Raw genomic sequence first — 25,198 nt, forward strand, 5'->3', positions numbered from 1 at the left:
TGCGTGATCCTTTATCAAGCATAAAATGGCTGTATTATTTAAGAAATGGGCATATTAACCTATGATAAATACCTAATATACAATTCGTTAAATAAACAATAAATGTTGGATAAAAATATAAAATTTGCAATTCTCCTTTTGTTTTTTTTCATTGAAACAATTGGGTTTAGTCAAAATATCAATCTAAAAGTTGTTGGAAATACTGAACAAGGTTTTAGTGTAGATATCTACAATAACAATCAGTTGCTGATTCATAATTCAGAAGAATTTTCATTAAAAGCAGCAAATCTGGATTTGAGTGAGACAAGCGAAATTGCTGCATGGAAAGGAGCTGAATGGACAGGAAATGAAAATCTAATAAAATTATCAAAAGAGACCTATTTGTTAGATTTTGATTTGAACTTATTAATCACAGTTACCTATGAAGTTATCAATCAACATGTGGTTAAAAAAACGGTTGATTTATTTCAATCGGGGATTCCAACCTTATATTTTACAATTGAAGAAACTTCAAAACCAGCAGAAGAACCTTCAAAATATGTAACTTTTGAACACGATGATTTCCCGGGAGGTTTTTCCCATGAAATGAATCCCTCAGCAGGTTTTGTGACTCCCAATAATTTATTGGTAGGGTTTTTAATGGATGCCGGGTATAAAAATCATTATACAAGAACAACCAGACGTCGTTTTAACGGTCATGGTGGAGGATTTGTAGGAATGAGAAGACTTCCGGATCCAGCGTTGGTGGAAGTAGCAACATTGTCAGAAAGAGAAAATAAGCAGCATTTTATCAAACAAACATTTGGTGAAATGTACAATTTAGATACCGGGAAAGAGACAATTTTAAAACTTGAGGATACTTATAAAAAAGTTGGTGTTGTCACTATTAATAAAACCACTGATTTATTTACTCTTAGTGGGGAATCTTCTAATCGTTCCGGAATTGAATTAATTACGCCCTTAACAGACCAAAAAATATACACAATTTCTTTTTTGGCTAAAGGAAGTTCTCCAATAGCCGTAAAACTTTTTAGGAATAAGAATGGCCTAAAAACGGTGGAATTGGAACATGGTATTAAATACATTGACCAATTTCCAATACAAGAAAATGACTGGACACTTTTTAAAGGAAGTATAATGGTTCCGTATATTGAGCATGATAGTGTTTCTATGTTTATTGGATCTCAATCCGGGGAAAAATATTCCATTCAAATTAAAGATTTGCAGATTGTTGAACATCAACCTTTAGTACAACCATACAATAAAATGAATATGGGAGAAAAGGCAACTAAAACTACCTATGTTTTTGTTGAGCCTTGGGTAAATCATCATGATTTTGTAATTTCTTCACAATCCCGTTTAGCAGAAGGGAAAGGATTTAAAGGAACTCTGATAGAGAAGATGTTGTACTCAAATTTCAACATGCTAACATGGATTACTTCTATAAATGATTTTACACCCTTGAATGTGCCTAATATGAATTATGCACCCGACATGTACAACAGAGATTCATTTTTCTCAATAGTTTCAAGTTATAATAAAGAATTGAATCTTGAAATATGGGAGCAATGGGCAAAAACTCAAAACGAAAAAGGAGCCATAGCCACCATTATAACGCCTTATATGGGTACTGTTGAGTTTAAAGATAATGAAGCAACTATTCAATTCTTAATTTGGGCAATGATGAACAAAAGACGTTTTGGAGTAAGCCTTCCTAAAGATAAAATTGATAAAGCAGTTTCTTATGTCTTAAATGAGTTTGATGAGAATAGAGATGGAATATGTGCTTCTCATTTTACATTAAGCCAAATTGACATTAATGAATACAATCCAAAAACAAGTGATTTAGCGGTAAATCAAGGAATGCTTGCTATTGCGCTTCGCACTATTAAAGAGTTGGGATATGATATTTCAGATTCATATTTGGAAAAAGCTGAAAAGGCATATTTGAACTTTTATGATACAACAAGAAAGCATATGGTGTTTGATAAAGAATATCCAGACATCATTACTTTTACCGACTTAGAACCAGAATTTTTTTCTTTGTGGTTGTTTAATAGACCCATGTTAACTGATGAGATGGTAATTAATCATCTTGAACAAACACCAATTCTTAATAAAGTTTCAAATTCACCTTATCCAGAATATGGAACAACAGCTCCGGTTTGTATAAGATTAACAGATGATGAAAAGGGATATGCTTATTTAACTTCGGATTATCAGCCATTTAGAGAGTTTGGAGTATCTAATTATAAAAATGGAGCTAGAGATGGGATGTATTACAACGGTGGGAGTTGGATGCGTGCGGAATATTGTGGATATGTTGTAGGTTTAAGACATGGATGGAAAAAAGCAGAAGCGCTTATGGAAAATAGAGCTTGGGCAGAAATTAATCTCAATCCGGAATGGCCTTATTCCAAAGAATTTATTCCGACAAAATGGGAGACAACAGATACTTGGTGGCCATCAACCCGTGGATTATGCTGGAACGTTTTTATTCTGATGGCTAATGAGGTTGCCGGACTTAGAACTCCCGAAATGGATCCTGATTGTAAAAAATAGAGAATCGTTATTAATAATTATTTAAACGAAATGTCCTCAATATCAAATGTGATATTGAGGACATCTTTTTGATACCATTACCAATGGTCTTCAGGTGTTTTCCTGATTGGTATCGTTGAGGATATTTTTCTTGTAATCAGTAGGCGATTCACCATAAAGCTCTTTAAAACAACGGTAAAAATAGGTTCGGTTATTGAATCCTGTTTCATAGATGATCTCAGAGACCGTGTAAGAAGATTCCAGTAGAAGAGATGCAGCTTTCTTCAATCGAAAATTACGAATGAATCCATGAGGTGTAAATCCGGTAACTGCTTTTATCTTACGGTACAATTGGGTTTTACTCATCGCCAGTTGATCTGCCAATAGGTCGGCGTTTAATTCGGTTTTATCCAGATTGTCATCTACAAATTTCTGCAGATTGTCCACAAATTTCACATCTCGTTTGTAAAGTCCCGACACATCTTTTACCGAAACAGTTTGAACCGATTGAAAAGCATCACGAACCTGATTTCGCATTTCGATTAATTTTCGAATTCGAACTTTAAGATGACGGGGATCAAATGGTTTTGGAATGTAACTGTCTGCACCCGATTCAATTCCTTGAATCCGATGTTCCAGTTCTCCTTTTGCAGTCAATAAAATAACCGGAATATGACAGGTGTTAATGTTTTCTTTTATGGCGTTGCACAATTCCAGACCATCCATTTCAGGCATAATAATGTCACTTACAATAACCGAAACATCATTTGAATTTATTTTATCGAGTGCTTCAAGACCGTTTTTTGCCAGTAAAACATTATAGTCCTGATGTAAAATATCGTCGATTAAATTTCGAAGCTGTTCATTATCATCTACAACCAGAATATTGGGTTTAGGGTTCTCTCCATCAGAAGTTTCTGTTTCTTTGTTTGCAAAAGAGACAAGTTCTAAACCCATTATTTCTTCAATTGCTCTGTCTTTTATTCTGCTTTCATCAATTACAATTTCATTTTGTTTTTCACGATTTGAATATTGACTTTTCGAGATTGGAATTGAAATTGTAAAGCAACTGCCTATGTTGGGCTTACTTTCCAATTGAATGCTTCCTTTGTGAAGTTCAATCAGACTCTTGGTTAAGGACAAACCAACTCCGGCACTTTCCGAAAATCTTTTTTCTTTAGGCAAAGAGTTTGCATTTTGAAAGAAACGGTCAAATATTTTATCCTGATATTTTGTTGGGATTCCAATTCCGTTATCAGTTATTCTTATGACTGCATTTTTTTGTTGGCGTAGTAATTCAATACTAACACTTCCTTTTTGCGGCGTATATTTTAGTGCGTTAGATATCAGATTCAGCAATATCTTTTCCATGATATTATTATCGAACCAGCCAATGATATCTTGCGAGTTGTCGATCAATTTTAATTCAATGTCCTTTTCCTGAGCATATTGAGTAAATGCCTCTGTTATTGTTCTTGTGAAATCAGTAAGGTTGTAGTTTTGAACCTGCAATTTAAAATGGCCGGTTTCCACTTTCCTAAAATCGATTAATTCACGAATAAGATGCAATAACCGGGTGGAATTGTTGTAGATAGATTTTACATATGGAGAAATTTCTTTGTCGTTGGGGTGCAGATCCATGAGTTGAGCTGCCGGAGCCATAATTAAGGTAAGTGGAGTTCTAAATTCATGAGCGATATTCGTAAAAAATTGAAATTTATAATGGTTTATTTCTTTGGTTTTTTGAATTTCCAACTTCTCAATTTCTAACTTATTTCTCATTTTTGTTCTGCGAAGAAGTAAAAAGATGAATAGAAAAATGGCCATAAATGTAATGAAGACATATGAAATATATGCCCAGGTTGTTTTCCAGAAAGGGGGATAGATTGTGAGTTTGATTTCACGTGTGTCCGGATTCCAAATGCCGTCTTCATTCGTACATTTTACTTTGAAAATATAATCTCCGGGCGGAACATTGGTGTAAGTGGCTTCACCTTCTTTTTTAATTAATGTATAATCTGTGTTAAAATTCTCCAGCTTAAAAGCATACATGCACTTTTGCTTGTTATGGAAGTTTAGGGTGGTGAATTCGAATCGGAAAAAATTTTGGTCGTAGTTTAGTTTTAACGAATCAGACATATCAATGTAGAAAGGAACAGGGTTCTTTTCTTTCTCAGGTTCGTTAAATACCGAAAAATTAGTAATGGCAAGCCTCGGGAAATATTCTATGTCCGAAACCTTATTCGGATCAAAATAAGTAAGACCATTAACACCACCAAAATATAATTTGCCGGTCTGTTTTCCAAAACACGATGCACCATCAGTAAATTCGTTACTCTGCAGTCCGTCTGAATAAAAATAGCTCCGTATTTGCCTGTTCCTGTAATTCAGTTTTGCCAATCCATTATTTGTACTTACCCAAATGTTGTCGTTTTGATCAGTCTGAATAGCGTGAATCGTATTGTTTGGCAATCCATTTTGTTCTGTGTAGTGAGTAAACTGATACGGAAAAGTGGTTAGGTTCAATCTGTCAAGTCCTCCGCTGGTACCTATCCACAGGTTCTCATTATTCGATTTGCACAGGCTTAAAACATCATCATTCAGTAAGGAATTAAGATCGTTTGAGTTGCTTCTGAAAGCCTCAAATTTTTCTGAAATTGTATTCAAACGGTAAAGACCGCCACCACGGGTACCTATCCACATTATATTGGGTTCACCCTCAACTATTGAATAGATTATATTGCTGTTTAGTCCGTTTTTATTGAGAGGATCACTTTTGTAGTGACTGTGATCTCTCAGACGGTATTTCCCATCTTTTTTGCGCACAATACTCAAACGAAATAAACCATAACCACTGGTACCTATCCATAAATCGTTAAATGCATCCAAACAAATTGAATAAACAGATCCCAATTTAATGTCTGATGTATTCTCAAAATCATCTGGGAAGTGTAAAATCTTTCCGGTTTTAGTTTCAAACATGTCAATTCCTTTACCATCAACACCAATCCAAATGTTTTTAAAAGAATCATTGCCTAAGGATAATACTGCATTGTTCGAAAGTCCGTTTTGGGTATCGAAAACCTTGGTGGGTGTATTAGTCTTAGTGATTAAATTTAATCCGTTTCCTCTGGTACCTATCCATAAATTTCCATTTTCATCTTCATGCGCGGCTCTAACAATGTTGTGGTTTAAATTGCCTTCCGAAAGATCTCCTTTTTTTATCAATTCGAAGAAATTGCCCTCCATGATGTATTTGTGTACTCCATCTCCATCGGTGCCAATCCATAAAAGATCGGGTTTTGTTTGGGTGATCGACCAGATCTTAACCTTTTTGTTTTCAGAGTTCTCTAAAAGTTTGATTTGGCATGCTTCAGACAAATTTAATTTGAATATTTCTCCTTCATCGGTACCTCCCCACAAAAATTCACCATCTAAGCTTACCGATAAAGAAGTAACAGAAAAGGGAGTGGACTGAGGTTTGGTTTCTTGAATTGTTCCGTCTTCAAGATTAATGGATAGAAGTCCTCCCTTGTTTAAGCTTACAAAAAGAAAGAGCTGTTTATGGTAGGTATAAAACCAGTTTTTATCAGAATCAAACTTGTATTTACTGCTTAGATAAATTGTTTTTGTAATTTTCCATGTGTCTCTGTGCTCCAATTTATATGCATTTCCTTCTTCCGACAAACACCACAACTGTTCATTGGATGTAAATGCAAAACCAACTGTTTTTTTGGTAATGTCTTCCTGATTGGAAATTTGAATTGGTTCAGAAAATTGTTTGTTTTCATAGTCAAATTTGCAAATGCCGTAATTGTATTTACTGCACCAAATTATCGAGTCAGAATCTAAACTGGTACGGTAACTTTCTTCACGATATTCTATAAAATCAGTGTTGTTTAAGTAGGAGGTAAAAATATTTTGTTCGTAATCATATGTATTGAGGCCATTTTCGGTCACGATCCATAAATTATTGAACCGGTCTTCAAGAATATTCCTAATGATGTTGTTGTTGATTGTGTTTTTACGAAAGGCATTGGGCTTGAATACTTTTATATTGCTTCCATCGAATCGATTTAGTCCATCCCATGTTCCAAACCACATGTATCCTTTCGAATCTAAATAAGATGAAGTTACGGCACTATTGGATAGTCCTTCTATACTTCCTATTTGATTGTGTCTCCAGTTGCTTGCTTTAAAACCAGTAAGAAATAAAAACAGTATTAAACCCCAAGTAAGAACTCTTAACATTTTTTTTAGGAAAAGTAACAAAATACGAATACGTTGACAAGGTGAAGTCATTCTAATTTTATCTGTTAGACTCGTTTTTAGTAAATTAGGGAATAAAGTATACAGATAAGGAAGCAGAGTATACTAGCCAGTGAGCTATAAGGATTTTATTTGTAGAGTGGTGAAAATGGAATGAACCATTTAAATGATAGAATTATGGAAAATTGTAAGAGAAAATTACAGATTACTGATTGGGAGACAGAAGTTGATTTAAATAAACCTGTTTCCAGATATCCTGGGAATCCAATTATCACATGTGCCGATGTTAACTGTGTTTGGAAAGATCCAAGATACCAGGTAATCACTGTTCACAATGCGGGCATTACATTCTATAACGATGAGGTGATTATGTTGTTTAGATCACATCTTCGAAATGGAATTTCTGTGATTGGTACTGCTCGCAGCCGCAATGGAATAAACAATTGGGCGATTGATTCTGAACCAAGTATAAAACCCTGTAATGATAAGGATGTGTTTGCTGAGGGAACTAATAAGAATAACTTGATTGAAAATGAAGCCGGAGGAGTTGAAGATCCAAGGATTTCTCGTATAAGAGACACTTATTTTATTACTTACAGTGCTTATCATGCACTGGAAAAAGATAAGGTTCGGGTTTCGTTGATTACAACTCAGGATTTTAAGTCGTTTGTAAGGCATGGTCCGTTAATGGATGTGGATATGCGGAATGTCGTAATTTTTCCTGAGAAAATTAATGACAGGTATTATGCTCTTTTCCGCCCTAATGATCATACTGAAGATCACACCGGAGGCGTTTTTAAAGAGATTCAAATTGGTTGCAATAAAGATATTTTCAATAATAATTGGATTTTAACAAAAGAACCAATTATGAGACAGGCTGGAGGACCAAGCACATTTGGCAGTAAAATAGGACCGGGTGCAACTCCGATTAAAACAAAATACGGGTGGATTAATATTTTTCATGGGGTGAGAGGCACTATGGATGGTAATCCTTATACTTTGGGTGTCGCTCTTCATGATTTGAAAAACCCGGAGAAAGTTCAGGTATCTAATATTCCGATTCTATTTCCTGCTAAAGCAGACTGCAGAACGAAAGACGAAGAGTATGTTCATGTTCCCAATGTCGTATTTTGTTGTGGTGCTCATCGCAAGGATGATGGTACAATATTTATCTATTACGGGGGAAATGATACCGTAATGAATGTTGGAGTTACACATGAAGATGTACTGGTTGAACTTTGCCTTAAATATCCTCAAAATTCTATGAATGGAATTCCGGCATACCCATTTTAGATTTAAAAAAGCGGATAGGGGATTCTCTTTAAGGATTACATTTTTAATATTCTTTAACACTTGTTCCAATCTGTTAACTACATTTTGAAGTAGATTTGTTTCATAGAGATTAAAGATTAGGTTTTTCATAGATTTAGGATTTTAGATAAATTGATACCCGGCCGAACACCGGGTTTCTTTTTTTTAAACTGCAGTTCACCTTACCAGACCAATTACTCCAATTAATTTAAGCTTCTTTAACTTCTTTTTCAGGCAATTAACATTTTAATGATTTACCTTTAGAAAAGAATAAAACTAGTAAGTGGTTTTTTTCATAGATTAAAGATTTAGGTTAGTAATTAGTGGTTAGTGAAAAAGTCTGGTGTGATGCCCGGGCTTTTTTCATTTTATGATATTCGTTTTTCAGTCGGCTATTTTTGATGTACTTGTTTAATTTATTTGCATTTGGAGAGCATAGTGAATAACTATTTAACTTTTATTAATCAAACATGGTTGAATTAGTGAACATATTTCGTAGATTTGATATCATAACTTAATTGAATACTATCAATTTTAATCTGAAAAATTAGACCATGAAAAAATCTATTTTAATACTTTTTGTATTTGTCGGGTTCGCTCTTAGCGCACAAAATACCAAAGTTGAAGTGCTGAAAGAGTTTCTAAAAGGAACCATTCAATTGGATGCAGGCAATATTGACTTAGGACAACCAATCTTTACAATTAACGAGTTGGCCACCAGTAAAGCTGATAAAGTAGCGGATTTAACAAAGGAAAATGTTGCTGAAGTTTTAGCCGAAGCAAAAAACTATTCTACATGCATTATCACTGTAGGAGTGCACACAATTGTTAAGGTTACAGATTTTGAAGATTGCAGTCCTAGCGGCGCATGGGGTGCATGCATGCCAATGGGGAAAGGCTATATTCAAAAGGCGGGTGTTTTATCTGAAGTAAATGATTACCTTAAAAATATCATTGGACGACCAGGTTCTCAGGAGAGAAAAGTGTTTCTGTTTAAATAAAAATTTGCAATAGAATAAATGAAGAAAGTTCTGCTGATAAAAATTGGCAGGACTTTTTTTACTTTAGTTGACCCGTTAATTAGCCTTGGTTTTTTAATTTTTGTATCGAAGGCAAATTTCTATTCTTACTGGTAATTGTATATTTCAAAGGAAACTCTTCGGTTGTTAGCGCGGCTTTTATTGTCAGTATTTGCTACAACGGGTAAACTTTCGCCATGAGGGACAACGATTATTTGGTTATCGGGAATACCGTTTAGAACCAAATAATTTTTTACAGTTAACAAGCGTTTGTAAGCCAATTCTATGTTAGAGCTGTCGGAACCTATGTCATCTGTATGTCCGTGCATTTTAAGCGTGTAGTTCTGGTTCTTTTTCAGGATTTTTATTAAGATTGCCAGTTTATTTCTGGAATATTCGGTAAGGGTATAGTTTCCAAACGAGAAATAGATGTTTTCAAGATGATCTTCCATATCTATTTTTTCTTCTTTCTGCTCCGGGCATCCTTTGTTTTCGAAACTTCCTGCTATTTCCGGACAAAGATCTTCACTGTCAACGATTCCATCTCCATCAGAATCTACCGGACAACCGGTTTCGTCAACAATGTAATAGGAAGGCGTATTAGGACATTGATCAATATCGTCGGCCACACCATCTCTGTCCTGGTCAGACTGTTTATCTCTTTTTTCCATTTCCTCCAAAGCCTTTCTTAAATAATCTATTTTTTTGTATTTCTCGGCCAGCAGGGTTTTAAGGATACTGCTGTCGTTGTCCAAAATTCTGTCTGGTTTTTTATCAGAAGATAGTGGGAGACTAAAGCCAAGAAGGAATTCATGATTGTTGGATGCGTATCGTCCGGCTTTTTTGACACCAAGATCATAAGAATATCCAATCGTAAAGTTTTTAAGAATCTTTACACCTAAATTAAGTCCCAGTGAGAATTCATCACGATAATTAACCGCAAACCACCCTTTGTCTTTTAAATCAGCAATAACATTCACATCGTACTGAAAAGGTGAATTATCGGCATATCTAAGAAGCAGGAACGGAGAAATGCTAAGGTTTTTAACCATATTGATTGGAAACCTGCAGCCACCGGTTACCAAAAATTGTCTGTCTAATTGGTAAGTACTTTTCTTATCACCACTCGATTCGGATATTGAGTTGTTGAGTAGTTGAGGCACTGTGATGCCCAGTAACAGGTTATTATAAGTGTAATAAACACCTAAGTTAGCCATAAACTCAGTGTTTTTGATGTTGTTGTTAAGTAAGTATGGATCGCTGGAGTCTGCTATAATTCCTGACATATCCATTCTAAAATCTGAAACTCCGGCAGAAATACCGAATCGAAGGTTGTGTTTGTCGCTGAATTTTAAACGGTACGAATAGCTAAGTAATGCTTGTGTGTTACTAAAAATACCTACATCATCGTTTGTCAGGTTTAAGCCAGCACCATATTTCCCATCATTTAATGCAGCATCTGCTGTGAAAACATGCGTAACCTGACCGCCATCAAAACCCATGAATTTTTGATTGCGGATAAGGTATGAATTGAATAATCCATTTGCTCCTGTAGCTGCCGGGTTGTATACAACAGGATTAATGTAATACTGATCAAGTAATGGCACTTGTTGTGCTTTTGCAGAAAAATCAGCAAAAGCTATTAGTATTAAAATGATTGTTGTAAGCCTTACTTGGATTCTCATAATATGCGTATATTCAGCTTAATTCTTGCCAAGAATGGATATCGTTCCCCTGATTGGGTTAATTTTTTCTGAGTTAAAATCGATCAGGTAGTAGTAAGCACCATTGGGCAGAATCGATCCGTTATAACTTCCTTTCCAATTATTTTGATAAGATTTGGCATGATAAATTTCCTGTCCGTAGATATTGAAAATGGATACCTCAGGAGCATTTAAATCCGATTCGTATTGAATCAGCCATTCGTCATTTTTCCCGTCACCATTCGGAGTGAGTGCATTGCCGACAACAACCTTTTTACCATCCTCTAAATGTATTTCGGTTAGCTGACCAGCATCTGAAGATCGGCAATAATTTGCATCAACAACAAGTATTTGATAGGTTCCTATGGCTAAATTATCTAACTCCAATACATTCTCTTCGATCGAGTAGGTATCGCCCGGATCGATAATAAATTGGTAAGGAGGTGTTCCGTCAGTTGTACTAATTGTGAGCTGTCCATCATTCTCAAATTGAACATCCCTGCTAAGAATTTGCAGTTTTGGATTTTTATGAACCACAATTTCGGGTTTTGAGCCAATGAACTCATCTGCACAATTGCCAATTGTTATTTTGTAACTGGATTGTTCCTTAGGCAGAATTTCTTCGAAAACAACTGCTTCTCCCGAACCGGTTATGCTGCCAATCTCCTCGTTTCCATCGTGCAAAATATATTCTATTCCATCAATTGACGTGGGCAGCTCAACATCTACAAGTTCACCCAGGCAAATTTCCGAGGGAGTTACAAAACTTTCCAGTGAGAGAGGGGTAATATCAAAAAGGTCAATTTGTTTACTGCTGCTTAAAATCTTTTTATCTGTACAAACAGATTCATAGGCGTAAACCTGATATTTGGTCGGTTTTAATGGCTTTAATGAAGGAAAGGTGATTGTATTTCCATTGCCTATAATGTTTGCTTCCAGAAAATTACTTCCATCGTGAATTTGGTAATAAATGCCTTCTTCACTATTTTCAATCGATAAAACGACTTCTTCGCCGACACATATTTTTTCACGACTGGCTATAAGCTCCCGATCGATTTGTGGTGGATTGTGAACGTCAACGTCAACAGTATATCTAATATTTATTGGGTTTATGCATTTGTTTCCCAGTGCTTCAATTCGATAAGTGGTTGAAGAAGAGGGGATAGTTGGTTCAAAGTTTATGTCCTCACTATTTCCAGCTAAAGGCGATCCAATTGGAGTATCTCCGGCAAAAAGCTGATAACTAACAGCCGGGTCGGTTGGTGTCAAAGAAATTATTACTTCCTCGTCTTTGCAAATGGTATGTTTGTCAATAGTTGGGTGTAAATGATCCTCCGGAGGAAGGCCAACTAAAACTTTAGCTGTTTGTTGGAGTGTTGATGTAGAAGCACAGGTGTTGTTCGTTGCAACGATATGATAAATTACAGATCGAAAAGGAGAGAATTCAGGAAAAGAAATGCTTGAATTGTTTCCCTGAATTGGGCTTTGCTGCATGTATGTGCCATCGTATAATTGGTAGCTAACTCCTAATTGACTGCTGTTTAGTGAAATAATTGTTTTTTCCCCAATGCAGATTTGATCTTCGGATATGCTTACGGCGATATTGTCATCCGGCTTGTTGATAACTTCGATGCTTACAGTTTGAGACAGGTCAATACTTTCTAATGTTATTGCATTAATTGCCGTAATATGGTATGCGGTCGAGTAATTAGGGGTTATGGTAAAATGGATTGTAGAACCATTTCCTGCCTGCGGACTGCCAATATTTGTATCTTCAGATTTGAGTTGGTAGTTTACACCAATTTCACTTTGTGTGATATGGATTTGAGTAAGTTCTCCTTCACAGATTATTTCTTTATCAATAGTAATCGAAAGTGAATTATCCGGAATTGAAGTTAAAAGATTAATCTTGCTGTGATGTAATGAATATCCTTCTTTTGCAAAGCTTGTTGATAGTAAATAAATAATAAGTAAGATATATCGCAGTTGTTTGTAGATCTGGCTCATTAGTTATTTTTGATTACAGTATTCTTAAAAGGGATTTGCTGTTTTATATCTCTGTAAAAGGAACATGTAAAATATGTTCTTTTAAGAAAAATTAACAATTTAAGATTGGTGTTTTTGATGTTTTAAGAAATTTGACACAAATCATTGGTTTCCAGTTCGTATATTTATGTGGCTGTAAATCTTAGGAAATCCCCTCGTTTAATTTATGTTTATAAATTTCTATTGAATTAAGATTTGGTTGTATTTATTTGATGGCTAGCATGTTGATGTGGATTGTGGTTTTTGCGTTGTTTATTTTGATAATCGACACAAAAACAATGACGAAAAAGCGTTTATTTAATGGCAAGGATTTGGGTTCAAAATTATTTGAATCTATATGCAGTGGAAGAAGTTCTCCCAATATATTTTTATACATTTGTTTGAACCATTTTAAAAAAGAGAGTATATATGCAAAATGCTAAACAGTTGGATTTGGACCAAAAACAAGATAAATTAGACAGAAGATATGTGAGAATGGCTTTGATTTGGGCTGAAAATTCATATTGTGTAAGAAGACAGGTTGGAGCATTAATTGTAAAGGATAAAATGATTATATCGGATGGATACAATGGAACGCCTTCCGGTTTTGAGAATGTTTGTGAGGATGAAAACTTTCAGACTAAGCCTTACGTTCTACACGCAGAGGCAAATGCAATAACCAAAGTTGCAAAATCAAGTAACAGCAGTGAAAATGCAACACTTTATGTAACTGCTACACCATGTATTGAGTGTGCAAAATTAATAATTCAAGCTGGGATTGTTCGGGTTGTTTATTCTGAAGAATATCATAGCACAGATGGAAAAGACTTGTTGGAAAGAGCAGGGATTGAAGTGAAATATGTAAATGTAAAAGAACAGATTTAAAATATTTTTCATGGGAATTAATAACAAGAGAAGCACAATATTATTTCCAATACTTTTGGCTTTTGCTGTGGTATTGGGTATGGTGTTGAATTCCGTTTTTCAAAAAGGAGCAGGTGTTGAGCCGGGCATTTTTAATTTACAGGGTTCAGGTAGTAAATTGGATGTTGTATTGAATATGATCGAGAAAGATTATGTGGATACTGTGTCATCCGGGGAATTGGTTGAAAAGGCTATTCCAGCTATACTGAAAGATCTGGATCCTCATACTGTATATATTCCGGCTAAAGACCTGCAGCGTGTAAACGAAGATTTGAAAGGTAATTTTGGCGGAATAGGAGTTCAGTTCATTCGCTATCAGGATACTGTTGCCATTGTGCGCGTTATTCCTGGTGGCCCGTCAGAAATTGCAGGAATAAAAGCTGGTGACAGAATTGTTATGGTTGATGATTCGCTTGTTGCCGGAGTTAAAATGTCGGATAATGATATTATTGATCGTTTGAAAGGACCGAAAGGAACTCCTGTTAAAATTGGAATTTATCGAAGAGGAGAGAAAAAAATCATTGATAAAGAATTATTAAGAGGATCTATACCTGTAGCCAGTGTTGATGTTGCTTATATGCTTTCGGACTCAATTGGATATATTAAGGTCAGTCGATTTGCAGCCACAACTTATTTTGAGTTTTCCGAAGGATTACAAAAATTGGCAGCTCAAGGAATGAAAAAGCTGATTGTTGATTTGCGGGGGAATACAGGCGGGTATCTTTCCGAAGCAACAAACATGATCAATGAGTTTTTGACTGAAGGTAAAATGATAGTATACACGCAGGGTAAATCTCAGCCTAAAGCGGATTACATGTCAAATGGAAATGGGCAGTTTCAGGATCTTCCTCTAATGGTTTTAATTGATGAGGCTTCTGCTTCTGCGAGTGAAATTTTTGCGGGAGCCATTCAGGATAACGACAGAGGCAGAATTGTTGGACGCAGATCATTTGGTAAAGGATTGGTGCAGGAACAGAGAAGTCTTCCCGACGGATCAGCACTAAGATTAACGGTTGCCAGATATTATACTCCAACAGGCAGATGCATTCAGAAATCATACGAGAATGGCAAAGAGGATTATTACAATGATTTGAATCACCGCTTTTTGCATGGTGAATTTGAGAAACAAGATTCAATTCATTTTGATGATTCATTAAAGTTTGAAACTCCCGGGGGAAACATTGTTTACGGTGGCGGAGGTATTATGCCTGATGTATTTATTCCTGTTGATACTTCCGGTTATTCAAATTACTTTAGAGAACTGAGAAGTAAAGGGGTAATCTATCAGTATGCATTTTCGTTTGTTGACGATCATCGGGCGGAAATGCTTGAATTGAAAGATTATAAGTCTGTGCTTGCATTTATTAAACATCAGCCTGTGGTTAAGGAATTGGTTGCTTACGCTAAAAATAAAGGAGTAAAACCGGACCCTCACGGATTGGCTCAATCATTAAATGTAATTGAGATTCAATTGAAGGCCTATATTGCAAGAGATGTAATTGACGACGAAGGTTTTTACCCGATTATTAAAGATCTTGATAAAACCTTACTTGAAGCTGAAGTTTTGTTTAAGTAGTTTTTCAAAAAATATATTTCATGGGAAGGCTCGCATTTTGCGGGTCTTTTTTATTTCTGATAGTGTGATTTAAACCTTTTTAAAAAGATCAGGTCTAAAATCTGAAATCGATTTTACAATGGTGCAGTAGTGAGAATGTTAAGTTTTTACATAAATCAATTTGATAATACCATAAAACGAAACAGCATGAAAAATATAAAGAAAAACATCGCAGTAATTGGAGTTGCAGGTTTATTGATGTGTGCAGGATTAAATCTGAATGCTCAAAGAAATATGAGTTTGAATAAGGATTGTCGCAAAGGGATTGAGTATAGCGATCAGCAAAAGGAGCAAATAAAAAAGGCCAAAATAGAGTTTGCCAAGGCAACAAAAGATTTGAAAAATGAATTGAATGAACTTCGCGCTCAGCAAAAGACACTGATGTCGGCGGATAAACCAAATTTAAAAGCCATTTACGCCAATATTGATAAAGCATCTGATTTAAAAAACCGCTTGAAAAAGGAACAGTTTGCTGTGAAGATGGATATAAAATCTGTACTTACTGCGGAGCAAAAACAGATGAGGTTGAGCTGTGTGAAAGGAAAACAGAGAATGAAGCGGGGCGAAACAAACAAGATGCAAAACGAGCATGGTAAAATGCATAACGATGGTGTTCGTAATAAAAGAGCCGTGGCATATGGACGAAGCTTTGAGCATCAAGGAATGCAAAAGGACAGACAAAATAAAAACCGGCTGAATCTTTCGGACGAGCAGAAGGAGCAGATGAAAGATCTTCGTATTGCTCATTTTAATGCATCAAAAGAGCTAAGAGATCAGGTGGAAATGTTGCAGTTAAGGCAAAAACAAATCATGACTTCAGAAAATATTGATGAGAAAATGATCATTGAAAATATGGATCGCCTGTCGGGAATTCAGAATAAATTGGCAAAGATGAAAGTGGATCACAATATGGAGGTTCGTAAGCTTTTAAATGAAGATCAACTGATTCTGTTTTTAAGTCATTTGGGAAAGGGACAAGATTTTGGGAATGGAAACAGACATAGACGCTTTAATAATTAGATTTTATAGATTTGTGATTGAGGGATCCACGTAATTTGGACCCCTTTTTTTATGAAATAGATTTTTATGTAATTCCGTATTCATTTTTGTAGTATCTTAACAGCCCAAAAAAAATAAAAATGAAAAGATTCTATATTTATTTCCTGTTTTTTACAGCATTTGTTCTTTCTTCTTGTAATGGCCATAAGGCAGAACATGTTAAGGTGAAAGTGTTTGGAACAAGTGATGTTCACGGAGCACTTTTTCCATACGATTTAGTTGGCGATAAAGAGACAACTTCTTCTCTTGCGCAGGTATACTCCTATGTTGATCAGGAGCGAAAGAAAGAAGGGGCTGAGGTTATTTTACTTGATAACGGCGATATTCTTCAAGGTGACCCTTTGGTTTATTATTCTAATTTTGAAAAGACTAAAACCAAACATATTTGCGCTGAAGTAATGAATTTTATGCAGTATGATGCGGGAACGGTTGGAAATCATGATATTGAACCAGGTCATGAGGTTTACGATAAATTGGTGAAAGAATTCCAATTTCCATGGCTGGCAGCCAATGCAGTTCGTAACTCAGACGGCAAGCCTTACTTTCAGCCTTATTCTGTAATTGAGAAGAATGGTGTTAAGATTGTTGTTCTGGGGTTGATAACTCCGGCAATTCCGAAATGGTTACCGGAAAAAATTTGGTCGGGAATGCATTTTGAACCAATGATTGAGTCGGCGCAGAAATGGATGAAAATTATTCAGGAGAAAGAGAATCCTGATTTTGTAATTGGTTTGTTTCATTCAGGAGCAGGAGAGGAGCATGATAGAACAGAGGCAAACCCTGAAAATGCATCTGTTCTTGTGGCAGAGAAAGTTTCGGGTATTGATATGGTTATTTGCGGACACGATCATCAGGAGAATATTATTTGGGTGGAAAATCCTGACAAGGAGAAGGTTTTGGTGATAAATCCGCAAAGCAGAGCTCATTTTTTGGCTGAAGTTGATGTAGATTTCAGCTGGAATCAGGAAACAAAAAAGTATCATAAAACTCTGAATCCAAAATTAATTGAGGTTCGGGATTTGCAGGCATCGAAAGAATATATTGATCGTTTTCAACCTTTATTTGATGAGGTGAGTAAATATGTTTCGCGGCCGGTTGGCACTTTTAAACATAGTATTTCTACAAAAGATGCTATGTTTGGTGATTCCCCTTTTATTGATTTGGTGCAGAACATTCAATTGGATTTGGCTGATGCCGATATCTCTTTCGCATCACCACTTTCTTTTAATGCGATTATTGATTCAGGCGAACTTCAGGTGCGCGATTTATTTAATTTATATCGGTTTGAAAATTTGCTGTACACCATAAATCTTACAGGAAAAGAGATTCATGGATTTTTGGAATTCAGTTATAAAGATTGGTTTCATCAGATGGAAAAAGCAAGTGATCCCATGTTATTTATTGAAACTACTGAGAAGGGCAGTAAGCTTAGTACGATGTTTTTTAATTACAGCTCGGCTGAAGGAATCGATTATGTAGTAGATCTTAGAAAACCATATGGAGAAAGAGTAAAAATTTTGAAGATGAGTAATGGAGAGGCTTTTGATGAGGCAAAAATGTATCGCGTAGCACTTAATTCTTATCGTGGAAACGGCGGTGGTAATCACTTAACCGAAGGCGCCGGGCTCACAAAAGAGGAATTGACGACTCGTTTGATCAACTCTACCACCAAAGATCTACGTTACTATCTTATGAAATGGATTGAGGAAAAAGGAACTATTGATATTCAATGCAATCAGAATTGGAAAGTAATTCCTGAAGAGTGGCATGCCAAAGCGACCAAAAGAGAATATGAGTTGCTTTATGGTTTAAAAGACTAACCAAATAATATTTTAATTAAGAGACTGTCCCAAAAGGGCTGCTTAAAAAATGAGGCCACCCTTTTGGGACAGCCTCTTTTTTATTTGTAAAATATTTTGCAGGAAATTCTATGCGCTGGTTTACAGGGTTTTTATATCTAAGATATTTTTTATTTCGTGTATCCTTTGTGGTTAAATTTACTTGTCATTTAACATTCGTAAATAATCCGAAACACTTCCCGCAAACACTCCTGTCGTTGTTCAATAAAGCCCATATGTCCTGAAGTTTGAAGCACAAAAGGAGTCAGTCCGTTTTCTCTGGCAATTTCACCAGCCACTTTCATAGGAATAAAATTATCTTCCTTGCCCATCATACTCACCTTTGGCATATCGAGAGCCTTTAGAATATGATTACGGTCTGGTCGGTTCATCATGGCTTCTAAGGCAGCAATAATTCCATGATCGGGAGTTTTGCAGGCAATTTGTGTAACACGCTCTATTTCATGAGCAAATTTATCCAAATTCTTATTTGAGAACGTGTTTGGAATGCTGGTTTTACAAATTTGCTCCTTTTTGCCTTGAATTACCAATTCTATTTCCCGTTTTCTATTTTTCTTTTTCTCTTCGGTATCAGCATTTGGCGAGGAATGGAATAAGCAGAAACTCTCAAGTTTCTCTTTGTATTTATCAGCGAAAGCCAGAGCCACATAACCACCCATTGAATGGCCAATGATATTGATTTTTTTGAGTTGAAGATGCAGTGCCAAGTCATTTACAGCTTCTGCCATATCTTCCACACTGCACGATTTTATCTTTAAATCAGATAATCCATGTCCAGGTAAATCAATTGTAATTACGCGTGCTAATCTGGACAGATCATTGGCAAAACTTTCGAATGTTTCCAGTGATTCCAAATATCCATGCAGTAACAGTACTGTGTTTCCTTTTCCTTTGTCCCGGTATCGTAGGTTGTAGTTTTTAAGTTGTAAAAATTGATCCATGTTGTTACTCTATACCTATTAAATAGATTAGTTTTTTTTATTCAAGTGTGTTTTTGCAGATGAGACAATTTTAGCCTTAATTTTTTTCAATGATACTGTAAATTAGGTGTTTTTTACAATCTAAAATTTAAGCATCTGAACAAATTCTGGATTCTAAATTAAAACAATATCTCAAAACCTTGTTCTATAACATACAAATATTTGATAACTTGCGAACTTTAGTGGAAAATAATTAACGAATTAATTCTGTAATTGGTTTTAAATTAGAATTATATATAGATTCAAATCTCAAAATTTATAATGAACCCAAGAAATCAATTTGTTGTAGAATCAGTCTAAATAATTTACACATGTTCCTAAATATCGTTTCATCAATCTGGAGCATTTACATTTGCAAATTAATATAGTAAAGCTTACAAAAAAACAGTCTAATTAAATCTTTAAACTTATGAGCAGTTTTTTAAGTTCATCTATTGGGAAGAAGTTGGTAATGAGTTTATCAGGTCTTTTTCTTGTGCTATTTATTTTAGTACACCTGATATTGAACTCCTTTTTAATGTTTGACAGCACAGGAGAGTTGTTTAATGCCGGAGCACATTTTATGGCTATGCCGGTTATTCGTTTTGGTTTACAGCCGGTATTGTTCGGTGGTTTTATTATCCATATTATTTATGCGATGATATTAACCATTCAAAACATGAAGGCTCGTCCACAGAAGTATGCTTCTCAAAATTTGGGAGAGAGCAGTACCTGGTCTTCTCGAAACATGTTTGTTTTGGGTGGTCTTGTTTTGGTTTTCATCGCAATGCACTTAATGCATTTCTTTATTCCTATTCAGATCGAAGGGAATGTTCATGATGATTATCAGTTGGTGAAAAATCTATTTACAAATGGCTCTTTGGGAATGGTTTATACCGGACTTTATGTTGTAGGTGCTATTTTGTTGGGAATGCATCTGGCTCACGGATTTTGGTCAGCTTTCCAGTCGGTTGGTTTAAGCAATAAGCTATGGAGATCAAGATTGGAAAAAGTTGGTTATATCTACGCAATTTTTGTTGCTGTTGGATTCACAATTATTCCTTTGTATTTACACTTTTTTGCTTAATTGCTAATAATAAAAAACGGTTATGACAGTATTAAACTCAAAAATTCCAGCCGGACCATTAGCTGAAAAGTGGTCAAGCCACAAAGCTGCCATCAAGGTGGTTAGTCCTGCGAATAAGAGAAAATTAGATATTATCGTTGTAGGAACTGGTTTAGCCGGTGGATCTGCTGCCGCTTCTATGGCAGAGATGGGATACAATGTAAAAGCATTTTGCTATCAGGATTCAGGTCGTAGAGCTCACTCTATTGCTGCTCAGGGTGGTATTAACGCTGCAAAGAATTATCAGAACGATAACGATTCAGTTCATCGTTTATTTTACGATACAATTAAAGGTGGTGACTACCGTGCACGTGAGGCAAACGTTCATCGTTTGGCTGAGGTAAGTGGTGATATCATCGATCAGTGTGTTGCTCAGGGGGTACCTTTTGCACGCGAATATGGCGGAACATTATCTAACCGTTCATTCGGTGGTGTATTGGTAAGCCGTACTTTCTATGCCCGTGGTCAAACCGGACAGCAGCTGTTGTTGGGTTGTTACGCTTCTATGAATCGTATGATCGGACAAGGAAAAATTGAAATGCACGAACGCAACGAGTTATTGGATATTGTAATTATCGATGGAAAAGCTCGTGGTATCATTACCCGTAACTTGGTTACCGGTGAAATCGAACGTCACGGTGCGCATGCTGTAGTAATTGCAACAGGTGGATACGGTAACGTATTTTTCTTGTCAACAAATGCTATGGGATGTAACGGTGGTGCTGCATGGCAAGCTTACAAAAATGGTGCTTGTTTCGCGAATCCTTGTTATGTACAGATTCACCCAACTTGTATTCCAATTCACGGCGAACAGCAATCAAAACTGACATTGATGTCGGAATCTTTGCGTAATGATGGTCGTGTTTGGACTCCAAAGAAAAAGGAAGATGCAGTTAAATTGCAAAAAGGTCAGATTACAGCTAACGATATTGCTGAGGAAGATCGTGACTTCTATCTGGAAAGAAGATATCCATCATATGGTAACTTGGTTCCCCGTGATGTTGCATCGCGTGCAGCAAAAGAAAGATGTGATGAAGGTTTCGGTGTAAACGAAACAGGTAAAGCAGTTTATCTTGATTTTAAATATTCTATCGAAAGATTAGGTAAGGATGTTATCGAAGCTCGTTATGGTAACTTGTTTCAGATGTATGAGAAGATTACTGATCAGAATCCTTACGAATTACCAATGCAGATTTACCCTGCTATTCACTACACTATGGGTGGTGTTTGGGTTGATTACAACTTGATGACTAACATCCCGGGTCTTTATGCAATTGGTGAGGCTAATTTCTCTGATCACGGAGCCAACCGTTTAGGAGCTTCTGCTTTAATGCAAGGTTTGGCTGACGGATATTTCGTATTGCCATACACCATTGGAGATTACTTAGCTGATGAAATTCAGGTTCCACGTATCGATGTAAATCACCAGGAGTTTGTTAAGAAAGAAAAGGCGGTTACCGATCGTATGACTCGTTTGTACAATATCAAAGGAAGCAAGTCAGTAGATTCTTTCCACAAGCGTTTGGGGAACATCATGTGGGAATATGTTGGAATGGCTCGTAATGAGGACGGTCTGAAATTAGCGATTAAGGAAATTCAGAAACTTCGTGAAGATTTCTACAAAGATTTACGTATTACAGGCGATTACAATGCAATGAACATTGAATTGGAAAAAGCCGGTCGTGTAGAAGATTTCATCGATTTGGGTGAATTGATGGCTCGCGATGCTTTGGATCGTAAAGAATCTTGTGGAGGTCACTATCGTGAGGAATCAACTACTGAAGATGGTGAAGCTAAACGTAATGATGAGAACTTTGCATATGTTTCGGCTTGGGAATACCAAGGCGAAGGTAAAGATCCAATCTTGCATAAGGAAGAATTAGTATTCGAGAATGTGAAATTAACTCAACGCTCATATAAATAGATATGAGATGTGAGATATGAGAAATGAGAAAATCTGAAATGGTTCAATAATGCATAAGTTTAAAGATTTCATAGTTTGGCAAAAAGCAAGAGAATTGGTAAAAGTGGTTTATCAATTAACTTCGATGGTGCCGGATGAAGAAAAATTTGGCTTGATTTCACAAATAAATCGCGCAGCTGTTTCCATTCCTGCTAATATAGCTGAGGGAAGTGGAAGAAAAACCGATATTGATTTTTGTAGATTTCTTGATATTGCAAATGGAAGTTCTTTTGAATTGGAAACTTTACTCATTTTATGTGTAGATCTATCTTATTTATCAGAAAAGGATTTGATTCCTGTTCAGGAGCTTAATCAGGAAATTCAGAAGATGATATATTCTCTGAAACAAAAGTTGAATAAAAATTAATCAGATAACTCATAAATCTAATATCTCAAATCTAATATCTCAAATCTAAATCAAATGGCAGACAAGATATTAAAAGAATTAACGATAAAGGTTTGGCGTCAGAAGAATGCTAAAGCCCAAGGTAAGTTTGAGACTTACAAAATTAATGATATTTCAACCGGAACTTCTTTTTTAGAGATGCTTGACATCCTGAATGAAGAGTTGGTTAATGGTGGTACAGAGCCAATTGCTTTCGATCACGATTGTAGAGAAGGAATTTGTGGAATGTGCAGCTTGTTCATTGATGGACGTGCTCACGGACCAGATGATGACATTACTACTTGTCAGTTGCACATGCGTAAATTCGAAGATGGCGCAACCATTACAATTGAGCCTTGGAGAGCCGGAGCATTTCCGGTAATTAAAGATTTAATTGTAGACCGTACTGCATTCGAGAAAATTCTTCAGTCGGGTGGATACATTTCGGTTAATACTGGAGGTGTACCTGATGGGAATGCAATTCTAATTTCTCAGGATGATGCTGAGGAAGCAATGGATGCTGCTGCTTGTATTGGTTGTGGTGCTTGTGTTGCAACTTGTAAAAACTCATCGGCAATGTTGTTCGTTTCTGCTAAGGTATCTCACCTTGCAAAACTTCCTCAAGGTCGCGTTGAAGCAGCTCGTCGTGCAAAAAGCATGGTTGCAAAAATGGATGAGATGGGATTTGGTAACTGTACCAATACCGGAGCTTGTGAAGTAGAATGTCCTAAGGGAATTTCAATCGCAAACATCGCTCGTTTGAACCGTGAGTTCTTAACAGCAAAAATTAAGGATTAATTTAGACTGTAATCCAAATATCGAGAGCGTTACCTATGGGTGACGCTCTTTTTTTGTATTTAGAATTAGCGGGAGGATATTAAATCTAAGACTTCGGTATGCTGTGCCTAAATATCAACACGTATTCATTGTGTTACAAATTCTACAAATACTATGGTGCTCTGCACTTTAATAACAAAATTGTGTAATTGGGTTTTTTAAGCGACAGAGTCGCGCAGTTTGTGTCGTAAATTTGGGAATTAGGTTTAAATGTGCAACGCAGTTTGGCTTCGGTGCTCTGCACCTAAAATAGTTACACGCGAATAATTCTACAAATACTACGGTACGCTGTACCTAAATCATTACATATACATTGTGCTGTAAATTCTACAAATACTATGGTGCTCTGCACCTGTTTCATTTCATCAACCGCTTTATACTACAAACACCAAAGTGCTTTGCACTTTAACAACAAAATTGTGTAATTGGTTTTTTAAGCGACAGAGTCGCGCAGTCTTTGCAGCATATCGTAGTTTGATTTTTTAAGGTGCAGAGCACCGAGGTTTTTGATTTGATTGTTTTTTTTGCGATGATAATAGGTAAACTAAGCTTGCTTCGGTGCTTTGCACCAAAATGCTTACGGTAGATTTATAGGCTGATTGAAGTTTTTAAGCGACAGAGTCGCGTAGTCATTGTAGTTATATCGCGAGTTTGATTTTTTAAGGTGCAGAGCACCGCAGCATTTATTTTGATTATTAAGATTGATAAATGTAAATTTAAGAACATCATAATTAAAAATTATAATTTATGGCTAATACCTACACTCAATGCTATCTGCATATGGTTTTTGCAGTAAAGAACCGCGATTCACTCATAAGTAAAAACTGGAAAGAAAGTTTGGAAAAGTACATTACAGGTATTATTCAAGGGGAGGGTCACAAATTGTTGTCGATTGGTACAATGCCCGATCATATTCATATTTTTATTGGCTACAATATGAATCAATTAATTCCAGAACTTGTGGAGAAAATTAAAACTTCCTCTAATAAATGGATTAAGGTAAACCGATTAACTCCATTTGATTTTAGTTGGCAGAAAGGTTATGGATGTTTTTCACATTCCCAATCGCAGATTGATTCTGTTGTAAACTATATTCTTAATCAGGAGGCTCATCATGAGAAGAAGTCGTTTAAAGAGGAATATTTAGATATTCTTGCAAAAAATAGTGTCACTTTTGATGTGAAATATTTGTTTGATTTTTTAGATGCAAAGATGGATTAATATCAAGTTTGCTTGTGCTCTGCACCAAAATATATGCTTTACTTGATTTTTTGGATTGATTGAATTTTTTAAGCGAAAGGGGCGCGCAGTTTGTGTCGTAAATTTGAGAATTAGGTTTAAATGTGCAACGCAGTTTGGCTTCGGTGCTCTGCACCTAAAATAGTTACACGCGAATAATTCTACAAATACTACGGTACGCTGTACCTAAATCATTACATATACATTGTGCTGTAAATTCTACAAATACTATGGTGCTCTGCACCTGTTTCATTTCATCAACCGCTTTATACTACAAACACCAAAGTGCTTTGCACTTTAACAACAAAATTGTGTAATTGGTTTTTTAAGCGACAGAGTCGCGCAGTCTTTGCAGCATATCGTA

The 25,198-nt window shown here is 35.9% G+C and carries 16 protein-coding genes; 12 read left to right on the plus strand and 4 right to left on the minus strand.

Annotation, left to right across the window (positions count from 1 at the left end; genetic code table 11):
- The first annotated feature begins 102 nt into the window (after window positions 1-102).
- Window positions 103-2,562, plus strand: coding sequence for a hypothetical protein (locus GQR60_RS13470; protein WP_225441418.1), 2,460 nt, complete (start codon window positions 103-105; stop codon window positions 2,560-2,562).
- 90 nt (window positions 2,563-2,652) lie between these two features.
- Here GQR60_RS13470 and GQR60_RS13475 read toward each other — a convergent pair whose 3' ends face one another.
- Window positions 2,653-6,792, minus strand: a complete 4,140-nt coding sequence (locus GQR60_RS13475) for a hybrid sensor histidine kinase/response regulator transcription factor (protein ID WP_160463481.1) — start codon at window positions 6,790-6,792, stop codon at window positions 2,653-2,655.
- A 195-nt stretch (window positions 6,793-6,987) separates the two neighbouring features.
- Here GQR60_RS13475 and GQR60_RS13480 point away from each other — a divergent pair, with 195 nt between their 5' ends.
- Together GQR60_RS13480 and GQR60_RS13485 are read left to right on the plus strand one after the other, a co-directional pair.
- Complete coding sequence (locus GQR60_RS13480; protein WP_124993428.1) at window positions 6,988-8,103, plus strand: glycoside hydrolase family 130 protein; 1,116 nt, start codon at window positions 6,988-6,990, stop codon at window positions 8,101-8,103.
- Between the two features lie 572 nt (window positions 8,104-8,675).
- The gene (locus tag GQR60_RS13485; RefSeq protein ID WP_124993429.1) at window positions 8,676-9,122 is read left to right on the plus strand and encodes a hypothetical protein; all 447 of its coding nucleotides are present in this window, start codon (window positions 8,676-8,678) and stop codon (window positions 9,120-9,122) included.
- 125 nt (window positions 9,123-9,247) lie between these two features.
- Here GQR60_RS13485 and GQR60_RS13490 read toward each other — a convergent pair whose 3' ends face one another.
- Window positions 9,248-10,825, minus strand: a complete 1,578-nt coding sequence (locus GQR60_RS13490; protein ID WP_124993430.1) for a PorP/SprF family type IX secretion system membrane protein — start codon at window positions 10,823-10,825, stop codon at window positions 9,248-9,250.
- A gap of 18 nt (window positions 10,826-10,843) precedes the next feature.
- Window positions 10,844-12,850 carry a gliding motility-associated C-terminal domain-containing protein gene (locus tag GQR60_RS13495; protein ID WP_124993431.1) on the minus strand — a complete coding sequence of 669 codons (2,007 nt, stop codon included), beginning with the start codon at window positions 12,848-12,850 and terminating at the stop codon, window positions 10,844-10,846.
- Window positions 12,851-13,297: 447 nt separating this feature from the next.
- On the opposite strand from GQR60_RS13495, the gene GQR60_RS13500 reads away from it, so the two are divergent.
- From GQR60_RS13500 to GQR60_RS13515, 4 genes are all read left to right on the plus strand, one after another.
- Window positions 13,298-13,753, plus strand: a complete 456-nt coding sequence (locus tag GQR60_RS13500; RefSeq protein ID WP_160463482.1) for a deoxycytidylate deaminase — start codon at window positions 13,298-13,300, stop codon at window positions 13,751-13,753.
- A 10-nt stretch (window positions 13,754-13,763) separates the two neighbouring features.
- Entirely contained in the window at window positions 13,764-15,368 is a 1,605-nt protein-coding gene (locus GQR60_RS13505) for a S41 family peptidase (RefSeq protein WP_124993432.1), read from the plus strand.
- A gap of 186 nt (window positions 15,369-15,554) precedes the next feature.
- Window positions 15,555-16,427, plus strand: a complete 873-nt coding sequence (locus GQR60_RS13510) for a Spy/CpxP family protein refolding chaperone (RefSeq protein ID WP_124993433.1) — start codon at window positions 15,555-15,557, stop codon at window positions 16,425-16,427.
- 119 nt (window positions 16,428-16,546) lie between these two features.
- Window positions 16,547-18,286, plus strand: a complete 1,740-nt coding sequence (locus GQR60_RS13515) for a bifunctional metallophosphatase/5'-nucleotidase (protein WP_124993434.1) — start codon at window positions 16,547-16,549, stop codon at window positions 18,284-18,286.
- A gap of 188 nt (window positions 18,287-18,474) precedes the next feature.
- Here GQR60_RS13515 and GQR60_RS13520 read toward each other — a convergent pair whose 3' ends face one another.
- A complete protein-coding gene (locus GQR60_RS13520) occupies window positions 18,475-19,266 on the minus strand; it encodes an alpha/beta fold hydrolase (RefSeq protein ID WP_124993435.1) in 792 nt (263 codons plus the stop codon).
- 448 nt (window positions 19,267-19,714) lie between these two features.
- Between GQR60_RS13520 and GQR60_RS13525 the strand changes: the two genes are divergently transcribed.
- From GQR60_RS13525 to tnpA, 5 genes are all read left to right on the plus strand, one after another.
- Window positions 19,715-20,371 (plus strand): succinate dehydrogenase cytochrome b subunit, encoded by a 657-nt coding sequence (locus GQR60_RS13525; protein WP_124993436.1) that lies wholly within the window; start codon window positions 19,715-19,717, stop codon window positions 20,369-20,371.
- Between the two features lie 22 nt (window positions 20,372-20,393).
- Window positions 20,394-22,334: a fumarate reductase/succinate dehydrogenase flavoprotein subunit gene (locus GQR60_RS13530; protein WP_124993437.1), complete on the plus strand. Its 1,941-nt coding sequence runs from the start codon at window positions 20,394-20,396 to the stop codon at window positions 22,332-22,334.
- Between the two features lie 49 nt (window positions 22,335-22,383).
- On the plus strand, window positions 22,384-22,740 hold the full coding sequence (locus GQR60_RS13535; RefSeq protein WP_124993438.1) for a four helix bundle protein: 357 nt from the start codon (window positions 22,384-22,386) through the stop codon (window positions 22,738-22,740).
- A 54-nt stretch (window positions 22,741-22,794) separates the two neighbouring features.
- Window positions 22,795-23,556, plus strand: coding sequence for a succinate dehydrogenase/fumarate reductase iron-sulfur subunit (locus GQR60_RS13540; protein WP_101309702.1), 762 nt, complete (start codon window positions 22,795-22,797; stop codon window positions 23,554-23,556).
- A 786-nt stretch (window positions 23,557-24,342) separates the two neighbouring features.
- Entirely contained in the window at window positions 24,343-24,816 is a 474-nt protein-coding gene (tnpA, locus tag GQR60_RS13545) for an IS200/IS605 family transposase (protein ID WP_124993439.1), read from the plus strand.
- Window positions 24,817-25,198: the final 382 nt, after the last annotated feature.

Source organism: Labilibaculum euxinicum (assembly GCF_009795715.1).
GTDB lineage: Bacteria > Bacteroidota > Bacteroidia > Bacteroidales > Marinifilaceae > Labilibaculum > Labilibaculum euxinus.

Coding starts and splice junctions, on each gene's coding strand:
- GQR60_RS13490 (WP_124993430.1), bottom strand. CDS start 10,825: ATGAGAATCCAAGTAAGGCTTACAACAATCATTTTAATACTAATAGCT.
- GQR60_RS13520 (WP_124993435.1), bottom strand. CDS start 19,266: ATGGATCAATTTTTACAACTTAAAAACTACAACCTACGATACCGGGAC.
- GQR60_RS13510 (WP_124993433.1), top strand. CDS start 15,555: ATGAAAAATATAAAGAAAAACATCGCAGTAATTGGAGTTGCAGGTTTA.
- GQR60_RS13485 (WP_124993429.1), top strand. CDS start 8,676: ATGAAAAAATCTATTTTAATACTTTTTGTATTTGTCGGGTTCGCTCTT.
- GQR60_RS13475 (WP_160463481.1), bottom strand. CDS start 6,792: ATGTTAAGAGTTCTTACTTGGGGTTTAATACTGTTTTTATTTCTTACT.
- tnpA (WP_124993439.1), top strand. CDS start 24,343: ATGGCTAATACCTACACTCAATGCTATCTGCATATGGTTTTTGCAGTA.
- GQR60_RS13470 (WP_225441418.1), top strand. CDS start 103: ATGTTGGATAAAAATATAAAATTTGCAATTCTCCTTTTGTTTTTTTTC.
- GQR60_RS13480 (WP_124993428.1), top strand. CDS start 6,988: ATGGAAAATTGTAAGAGAAAATTACAGATTACTGATTGGGAGACAGAA.
- GQR60_RS13530 (WP_124993437.1), top strand. CDS start 20,394: ATGACAGTATTAAACTCAAAAATTCCAGCCGGACCATTAGCTGAAAAG.
- GQR60_RS13535 (WP_124993438.1), top strand. CDS start 22,384: ATGCATAAGTTTAAAGATTTCATAGTTTGGCAAAAAGCAAGAGAATTG.
- GQR60_RS13540 (WP_101309702.1), top strand. CDS start 22,795: ATGGCAGACAAGATATTAAAAGAATTAACGATAAAGGTTTGGCGTCAG.
- GQR60_RS13505 (WP_124993432.1), top strand. CDS start 13,764: ATGGGAATTAATAACAAGAGAAGCACAATATTATTTCCAATACTTTTG.
- GQR60_RS13525 (WP_124993436.1), top strand. CDS start 19,715: ATGAGCAGTTTTTTAAGTTCATCTATTGGGAAGAAGTTGGTAATGAGT.
- GQR60_RS13515 (WP_124993434.1), top strand. CDS start 16,547: ATGAAAAGATTCTATATTTATTTCCTGTTTTTTACAGCATTTGTTCTT.
- GQR60_RS13495 (WP_124993431.1), bottom strand. CDS start 12,850: ATGAGCCAGATCTACAAACAACTGCGATATATCTTACTTATTATTTAT.
- GQR60_RS13500 (WP_160463482.1), top strand. CDS start 13,298: ATGCAAAATGCTAAACAGTTGGATTTGGACCAAAAACAAGATAAATTA.